Raw genomic sequence first — 8,381 nt, forward strand, 5'->3', positions numbered from 1 at the left:
GCGCCTGCTCGGGCCCGGCGCCCCTCGGGCTTCGCGCGTTCGCCCGCTGAAGAGGCCGCCGGCGGGCAGGAGGGGGCCGCCCGGGTTCGAGGCGGGCCGGGGCGCCTCGCCCTGGGGGAACCGGCACCCCAAGCTCTCGCCCCGGGTCCCCCGGCTCCCCCCCGGGGACCACCCCCACCACCCTGAGCTGGCCGCTGTCGTCAGCCCACCGTCGGTGACGGTTGCGGCTGGGCGAAGGACGGGTTGGGGGCGACCGTCTGGAAGTCCTTCAGGTCCTCGGGGACCGGCAGCACCCGGACCGGCGCGCCCGCCTGCGGCGGCGGGGGCGTCGTCTGGTCCTGCGGCAGTTTCGCCGGTGCGGTGATCTGGAAGGCCACCTGCTCGTGATTGACCAGGCCGGTCTTCTCCAGGATCGAGATGTGGTCGAGCACGGTGTCGTTGGTCTGGTCGGCGAGTTCCCGCACGAGGCTGTTCCGGGTGGTCGCCCGGATCTTGGCGACGGTCGGGAAGATGCTCCCGTGCGCGACGCGCATGATGGTCACCGCCGTGGAGTCGAACTCCTTGCCCGTGGCGCCTTCCGCCGTGGCCACGAACTGCTGCTGCTGCGGGGACGGCTCGTTCGGCAGGGTGATGCCCAGGTCCGTGCCGAGCCTGCGGCACGACGCGTCGAGGCGGCCGTGTCCCACCAGCAGGTGCTTGGCGACTTCCTTCATCGCCGGTGTCGTGCCCTTCGTCATCGCCATCTGCCCGAGCGGGTACTCCCACAGTCCGGCCGCCCGCACACGGACGACGAAGTCCCGGTCGGCCTCGGTCAGCGGACCCCATTGGGTGTTGGCGATGATGCGGTCCTGACCGGAAGCCGCGTTCTGCACGCCCAGCATGCTGGGGTAGGCGAGCGCGGAGAGCGTAAGGATCAACGCACCGCCCACGAACGCGGTACCTGCCGTGCTGCGCGAGATGCGCATCGTGCCTCCTGGGATATGAACGGCCCAACACCCAGAGGTACGGACGCCAGGAGCGAAACAATCACTCCCGCCGCGAAAAAGTTGGTGTGACGTCCGCGACCCGGTGCCGCACGGCGCGCGGCACCGGATCCCGGGTCCGGCGCTCAGGCCGGGTAGGAGGCCGCGGCCGCCGTCCGCACGACCCGGTCGCCGTCCGCCCTGCTCAGCAGCCCGGCCGCCACCCACGCGTCCACCGTGGACCGCACCCGCGCCACCAGCGCCCCCTTGGACCGGAACGGCGCCCCGGCCCAGATCTCGTCCAAAAGCGTCGCGCCGTCGGATCTCACCGGGTTGGCGACCCCCGAGTCCCGCCCGCCGAACACCACGTCCGGCTCCGCGCGCCGGAAGTAGGCGTGGGTGGGATCCTCCGTCCCCTCGGAGAACGGCGCCCACTCCCTGCCGCCCAGGGTGAAGTGGAGCGGCTTGCCCGGCACCGGCCGCAGGGAGGCGGCCAGATCGCCGGAGAGCCCCGCGTCGCCGTACAGGCCGACCCGCAGATACTCCGTGGCGGGGTCGCGGGCCACCAGGTTGACGGGGCCGTGGAACAGCGTCTGCAGGGAAGGGTCGTCGAGGGCCTTCTCCACCCGCGTCCGGAAGGGCATGGCGATGCGCACGGTGTCACCGGCCCGCCATGTCCGGGACACCTCGAAGTAGCTCCCCGGCCGCCAAGTACCCGGTACAGCACGTCCGTTGACGGTCACCCGGAAGCCGGCGGCCACCCACGCCGGCACCCGCAGCCGCAGTGCGAACGACGCCCGGCCGCCCCCGAAGGTCAGCGTGCTGCCCTGCTCAGATGGGAACCGGGTGGTCTGCGTGACGGTGACGCCCTTCTCCGCCCAGGTCAGCTGGGAGGCGCTGTACAGGTTGACGTAGAGGGCGCTGCCGTCGGCCTTCGCGAAGTACACCGAGTCCTGGTACTTCGTGGCGCTCTCCATGCCGGTGCCCTCGCAGCAGGTCGTCCCCTGCTTGGGCGTGTAGTCGCGCACATGACCGGGGGTCAGCCCGATGAAGTAGGTGACGAGCGGCTTCTCCGCGTCGGGCTTGTCCTGCTTCGAACCGAGCACCTGGTTGAACAGGGCCCGCTCGTAGTAGTCCATGTACTTCGGGTCCTGTTCGTGGAAGAACAGGGTCCGGCTCAGCTTGAGCATGTTGTACGCGCAGCACGTCTCGGCCGTGGTCGCGCCGATCGTGCCGGCGATCACGTCCCGGGCCTTCCAGAACTCCTGCGCACTGGTGCCGCCGATGCCGTACATCCGGTGCGGGACGACCATGTCCCAGAAGTTCCTCGCCGAGGTCAGGTAGCGCTCCTCGCCGGTCTCGTCGTACAGCCGCACGTAGCCGGTGAAGATCGGGATGTGCTGGTTGGCGTGCAGTCCGTCGAGGACGTCGGTGTTCGCGGCGCACGCGTCGATCAGCCGGTCCAGGTCGAACAGCCGGGCCAGCGCGAGGTGTTCGGCCTTGCCGGTGAGGGCGTGCAGATCGCAGACCGCCTCGACGACGCCGCCGAACTCGCCGCTGGAGAAGATGCCCCACATGCGCTGGAGCGTGGCCTCCGGCAGCTTCGACAGCCGCGCGTGCATCCAGTCGCACATGCCGGACGCGAGGTCGAGTGCCCGGTCGTCGTCCGTGGCGGTGTACGCGTCGAGCAGGCCCCGCAGGATCTTGTGCGCGGTGTAGTACGGCGCCCACACCTTGGTGTAGTCCGAAGTGGTCCGCGACTCCAGATCGATGAACTGCGTCTCCGGGTACGCCGCGAGGAACCCGGGGTGGCTGGGCCCGCCCCAGGTGCGGCGCAGGGTGGCGGCAAGGCCCCGGCCGGAGGCGTCCGCGAAGGTCCCGCCGGACGTTTCGTCGAAGGCGTACGAGACCAGGTCGCCCCGGCCCGTCGAGGCGTCGGCGGCCCGGCTGTTCCGCAACTCGGTGATCTCGGCGGCGGTCAGCGCCCGCGAGAAGACGTTGAACTCCTCGAACGCGCCCGCGAAGACCGGGTCGGCGGCGTAGTTCGAGCGGCCGAGCCAGTTGTTCCGGAGTGTGCCGAGGGCCGCCGGAGTGAGGGTCATGGCGGTGTTCCGCGCGACTTCGGTGCCGTTGACGTGGAGGGTGCCGGTGCCGCCCGCGAGGGTGACCGCCAGGTGGCTCCACCGGTGCAGCGGCAGCGGTGCCGTGCCGTTGAGTGCCTGCTCGCCGCCGGCGCCCGACGTGGTGATGGCGAACCGGGGCACTCCCGTCTGGTCGCGGGCGGCCAGGTACAGGTAACGGGTGGAGTCGTCGCCGAAGTCGAACACCCGGGCCCAGGCGGCGTCGTGCGTGGGCCGCACCCAGACGGAGAGGGTGATCGCCGTTGCTCCGCCGAGCACGGCGGCCGGCAGGTCGACGTACTGGTAGGAGCCCCGCACCTGATCCGCGGCGGTCCCGAACCTCCCCTCGACGCTCAGCACCGCCGGATCCCGCCGCAGCGCCGCGCGCACCTCGGTCAGCGCGCCGACCATGGTGTCGATCCGGTCGGCGAACACCCTCTCGCCGGTGCTGCGGTACGCCTGCGCCAGCATCGTCAGGAAGTGGCCGGTGTAATGGCCGCGCAGGTTGCCGTTGGCCTCGCCGTCCAGGCCTTCCCAGCCGCCCGGGGCGACCGCGCCGCCCGCGGCCAGACCGGCGTTGGCGCGGAACACCTGCAGCAGCCGGTTCACGTCGTAGCCACGCGCGTGATCCAGCATCAGCTTCCGCTTCTCGGCGAAGACGCCCGTGCCCAGGCTCACGTCCTCCAGCCCGAAGGGCCGGACGGTCCAGGCCGCGGGGACACCGGCGGTGGCCGCGGTGACGGCTGCGGCGGCAGCGGCCCGCCCCGCCGTCGTCCGGGAGAGGGCGGGTACGGCCGCGGCGAGGGTCGCGGCCTGGAGAAGGGATCGTCGGGAGACGGGCGGCGCCATGGGTGCTCCTCCGGTGTGTCGATATCTCGAACGCCGTACGGATGGTCGACCAGACCCTAGGGAGGGGACGGGGGAGCGTCAACGGTTCGGGAGAGAGGAGTTCCCCGGGAAGGCTGGCGGTGGCGAGAGTTCTGGGGTCGCGAGTTCAGGAAGGGCCGGCTGAGCGCACGAGCCAGTCGTAGGCGGACCGGGCCGTGAACTCCGCCTGCCCGCCCCGCAGCAGCAGACCAGCGGTGGCGAACTCCGGTGCGTCCGCCTGAGCCGGGACGTAGGGGATCGCGATGCACCGCATCCCCGCGGCGTGTGCGGCGGCGGCGCCCGGGGCGGCGTCCTCCAGTACGACGCAGTCGGCCGGGGAGGCGCCCAGCCGGCGGGCCGCCTCCAGGAAGACGTCGGGGGCCGGCTTGCCGCGCGCGACCTCGTCGGCGGAGACGACGGTGTGCAGATGCGCGTCCAGTCCGGTTCCGCCGAGCACCGCCGCGATCGCCTCCGGGGACGAGCCCGAGGCCACGGCCATGGGGACGCCCTCGGCCGCCAGCAGTTCGACGAACGCCCGCATCTGCGGGTAGGCACGGGAGGCGCCGCGGGCCAGCTCCAGGTAGCGGCGGTTCTTCGCGGCGAGCAGTTCGTCCACGGTGGCGGACAGCCCGTAGCGGTCCTTCCAGTCCGCGACCGTCTCCTGGGTGCTGATGCCGACGTACCGCTCGTGGTCCGCCCAGGTGAAGTCCGGGACGCCGTACGCGGCGAGGGTCTGCCGGCCCGCCTCGAAGTAGTGGGGCTCGCTGTCCACGAGTGTTCCATCGAGATCGAAGATGACTGATATTCCGCGGAGCTTGCTCATGCCGTCATGCTCTCAAAGATCATCGGCGGGCCGACCGCCCGATCGACTCCACCAGCGGCAGCATCCGGTGGGGCACCCGCTCGCGCAGCGCGACCTCGGTGCGGGTGCGCACCACCCCCGGCATGCTGATCAGCTTCTGGACGACGTCCTCCAGATGCGCGTTGTCCCGCGCCACGACCCGGGCCAGCAGATCGCCGCCGCCCGTGATCGAGAACGCCTCGACGATCTCCGGCACCGCGGCCAGCGCGTCACCCACCTCGTCGAGATACCCCTGCGTGACCTCGATGTGCACGAACGCGAGCACCGGGTGCCCGAGCGCGGCGGGGGAGAGGGCCGGCGCCGTACCGGTGATCACGCCGTCGCGCTCCAGCCGGTCGAGCCGGGCCTGCAGCGTGCCCCGGGCGACGCCGAGGAGCCGGGCGTACTCGCGCACGCTCGTGCGCGGCTGCTCCAGCAGCAGTCGCAGGATGCGGGTGTCGAGCTCGTCCACGGGCATGCCGCGCCTCCTCGTCCGTTGGTCCCCACAGCGGTCCGTTGGCACTACGACGGCCCTGCCCCTGCCGTTCCCGCTGTGCCAATGGCCCAGTCTAGAAGGAGCCTGTTGAGCCAGTGGCGCCCGAGGTGCTGATATGGAGGCGTCGATGGCGCTGCGGACCCCGCGGCGCCTTTTTCATGCTCATTCCTGTCCCTGCGCGAAGGAGGCGGTAAGCGGTGCTGAAGAGGGTGTTCTGGGCTCCGGATCCGGGGCGGACGCGGTTGCGGTTCGCCACGCGCGCCGTGCTCGGCATCTCGCTCGCGGTCGCCGTCTGCGGCCTCGCCGGGCACTCCCTCACGGGGGCCGTCACCGGCGGGCTCGCCGCCCTGCTCGCCCTGTTCACCGTCACCGACGCCACCGTCCGCGGCCAGGCGGTCACCACCGCCCTGCTCCCTGCCGTCGGCCTGCCCGTGCTCACGGCGGCGGCCACGCTCCACGACCACCCCGTGGCCCGCGACCTCACCTTCCTCGCCGTGGTCGGCGCCGGCGTGTACGCACGCCGCTGGGGTCCGCGCGGGCACAGCCTCGGCGTCTTCGCGTTCATGACCTTCTTCGTGGCGCAGTTCCTGCACGCCACCACCGGCCAGCTGCCCGAGCTGTACGCCGCGGTCCTGCTGTCCGTCCTGGCCGCCGCGGCGGTGCGGTTCGGTCTGTGGTGCTACGAGCGCCGCCTGCCCCCGCCCGTCGTGCCCGCCCCGCCGGGCGGCACCGGTCTGGCCCGGGTGACCACCCGCCAGGCGATCCAGGCGACCGCGGGAGCGGGCTTCGCCCTCGTCGTCGGCCAGCTGCTGTCCGGCCAGCGCTGGTACTGGGCCGTCGGCGCCACGTGGTGGATCTTCGTCAACACCACCTCGCGCGGCGAGACGCTGGTCCGCGGTTTCCGCAGGCTGCTCGGCACGGTCATCGGCATCGCCCTCGGTCTGGTCGTCGCCCTGCCCGTGCACGGCGACCCGGCCGTCACGGCCGCCCTCGCCGCGCTCTGCGTCTTCGGCATCTTCTACACGGCGGCCGTGTCCTACACCTGGATGATGCTCTGGGTGACCCTGCTGGCCGGGCTGCTCTACGGCCTCCTCGGCGTGCTGAGTCCGGGCCTGCTCGCGCTGCGGCTCGCCGAGACCGGCGTCGGGGCGCTCGGTGCCGCGCTGGCCGTCGTCCTCATCCTGCCCGTAACGACACACAGCGTCACCGACGCCTGGATCCGGCGGGCCCTGCGCTGCGTGCATGCCTGCGCCGTCGAGACCGCCCGGCGGCTGGCCGGCGCGCCGGACGCCGATCCGGCCCCGCGCGTGGCCGAGCTGGAGCAGCTCCTGGCCCGGGTGCGGCTCTCGGTCGCCCCGCTGGTGCACCCGCTGAACCCGATGGTCGGCCGCAAGCGCCGGGCCCGGCACGTCCTGGACCTCCTCGACGTGTGCGCCCGCGAGATCCGCGGCCTGGTCGCCGTGGCCGCCGACCCGGAGGCCTCGCACGACACCCGCCTGGCCACGGCCTGCCGCCGGGTGGAGGCCGCGGTCGAGGCCCTCACCGAGGGCCGGGACATCGCCGTCCACGCGGACGGGCCGTCCGTCACGGAACCGGCCCTGGCACACATGCACGGCCTGGAACGGGCCCTGGCCGAACTCGCCCGACCCCTGCGCACGCCGCCGGGGTCGCCGCTGGTGGGTGCGTGAGGCGGATTGCGCTCCGTCGGCAGGTCCGAGGGTCCTGGGTGTCGCCCGAGTGCATGGGGCGGGTCGTGGGCGGCTGGCCGTCACCCGGGCCCGGGGTGGTGCGTGAGGCGGATTGCGCTCCGCCGGCCGGTCCGGAGGGTCCTGGGCGTCGCCGAGGGCGCTGCCGGCCAGGGCCCCGGCCGTGTGGGTGTCAGGGAGCCGCGGTCGGTCCGTGAGCCGCTCGGTGGTCCCTGCGCCGATCGGACCCGCGCCCTTGACCCGTTGGTCTAGACCGCGCATGATCGGCTGCGCGTCCACCGGGACGGCACGGCACACGGGCGAGAGGGGTCAGCGGTGGCGGACGGCGGTCGGCAGCGGGCGTTCATCGGGTCGTTCACGGCGGCCGGCGGCCCCGGCATCGTGACCGCACGGGTCGACACCACCGGCGCGCTGACCGTGCTGACCGCCTTCGACCACGTCCCGGACCCCTCGTACCTGGCCCTCTCGCCCGACGGCCGGACCCTGTACGCGGTCAGTGAGACGGCCCGTGGCGCGGTGGCCGCGTACCGCGTGGACGGGGAGCGGCCGGAACCGGCCGGTCCGCCCGTGCCGGTCGACGGCAGCGGGCCCACACACCTCGGCCTGTTCGACGGGCACGTCCTCACCGCCAACTACGGCTCCGGCAGTGTCACCGCGGTCCCCCTCCGCCCCGACGGAACCCTCTCCCGGACCGCCTCCGGTGTCCTCCGGCACACCGGCGCGGGCCCCTGCACTCCGCGTCAGCAGGGCCCGCACGCCCACCAGGTGCAATCCGACCCGAGCGGCCGCTGGGCCGTCAGCGTCGACCTGGGCACCGACTCGGTGCGGGTGTGCACCCTGACGGACGGCGCCCTCGCGCTGCACCGGGAGACCGCGCTGCGGCCCGGCTCGGGGCCGCGTCACCTGGCCTTCCACCCCGACGGCACACGCGCCTACGTCGTCAACGAACTCAGCCCCTCCGTCACCGCCGCCCGCTGGGACGCGGCCGAGGGCGCCCTGACTCCGCTGAGCGAGACGCCGGTACTGCCCGGCGCCCCGGCGGGCGACGCCTACCCCTCGGGCATCGCCGTCTCGGCCGACGGCCGCTTCGTGTGGACCGCCACACGCGGTGAGGACGTGCTGTCCGTACTCGCGGTCGAGGGCGAGGAGCTGCGGCTCGTCACCACGGTCCCCTGCGGCGGCCACTGGCCCCGCGCCCTCACGTCGGCCGGCGGCTTCCTGTACGTCGCGAACGAACGCTCGGGCGACGTGACCTGGTTCGCCGTCGACCCGGCCACCGGGATCCCGCGCCGGGGCGGCTCGATCGAGGTGCCGGCGGCTTCCTGCGTGATCCTCGGCTGACGGAACCGGACGGCAGAAGCAGCTGAAGAACCGGCCGGCAGAACCGGC

The 8,381-nt window shown here is 73.1% G+C and carries 6 protein-coding genes; 2 read left to right on the top strand and 4 right to left on the bottom strand.

The features are described from left to right. Window positions 1–200: 200 nt before the first annotated feature. The 4 genes from RIN80_RS11475 to RIN80_RS11490 form a co-directional block, all read right to left on the bottom strand. Window positions 201–965: a DUF4142 domain-containing protein gene (locus RIN80_RS11475; protein ID WP_309095445.1), complete on the bottom strand. Its 765-nt coding sequence runs from the start codon at window positions 963–965 to the stop codon at window positions 201–203. Between the two features lie 143 nt (window positions 966–1,108). Then, the gene (locus RIN80_RS11480) at window positions 1,109–3,931 is read right to left on the bottom strand and encodes a beta-L-arabinofuranosidase domain-containing protein (protein ID WP_309095446.1); all 2,823 of its coding nucleotides are present in this window, start codon (window positions 3,929–3,931) and stop codon (window positions 1,109–1,111) included. Window positions 3,932–4,076: 145 nt separating this feature from the next. Further along, window positions 4,077–4,772, bottom strand: coding sequence for an HAD family phosphatase (locus tag RIN80_RS11485; protein WP_309095447.1), 696 nt, complete (start codon window positions 4,770–4,772; stop codon window positions 4,077–4,079). A 19-nt stretch (window positions 4,773–4,791) separates the two neighbouring features. Next, on the bottom strand, window positions 4,792–5,268 hold the full coding sequence (locus tag RIN80_RS11490) for an Lrp/AsnC family transcriptional regulator (RefSeq protein WP_309095448.1): 477 nt from the start codon (window positions 5,266–5,268) through the stop codon (window positions 4,792–4,794). 215 nt (window positions 5,269–5,483) lie between these two features. Between RIN80_RS11490 and RIN80_RS11495 the strand changes: the two genes are divergently transcribed. Next, window positions 5,484–6,974, top strand: coding sequence for an FUSC family protein (locus tag RIN80_RS11495; protein WP_309095449.1), 1,491 nt, complete (start codon window positions 5,484–5,486; stop codon window positions 6,972–6,974). Window positions 6,975–7,307: 333 nt separating this feature from the next. Continuing rightward, the gene (locus RIN80_RS11500; protein WP_309095450.1) at window positions 7,308–8,333 is read left to right on the top strand and encodes a lactonase family protein; all 1,026 of its coding nucleotides are present in this window, start codon (window positions 7,308–7,310) and stop codon (window positions 8,331–8,333) included. Window positions 8,334–8,381 lie beyond the last annotated feature (48 nt).

Source organism: Streptomyces sp. (genome assembly GCF_031181705.1).
Taxonomy (GTDB): domain Bacteria; phylum Actinomycetota; class Actinomycetes; order Streptomycetales; family Streptomycetaceae; genus Streptomyces.

Excerpts from the sequence above, each read along its gene's own strand:
- RIN80_RS11475 (WP_309095445.1), bottom strand. The coding sequence starts at position 965 with ATGCGCATCTCGCGCAGCACGGCAGGTACCGCGTTCGTGGGCGGTGCG.
- RIN80_RS11480 (WP_309095446.1), bottom strand. The coding sequence starts at position 3,931 with ATGGCGCCGCCCGTCTCCCGACGATCCCTTCTCCAGGCCGCGACCCTC.
- RIN80_RS11485 (WP_309095447.1), bottom strand. The coding sequence starts at position 4,772 with ATGAGCAAGCTCCGCGGAATATCAGTCATCTTCGATCTCGATGGAACA.
- RIN80_RS11490 (WP_309095448.1), bottom strand. The coding sequence starts at position 5,268 with ATGCCCGTGGACGAGCTCGACACCCGCATCCTGCGACTGCTGCTGGAG.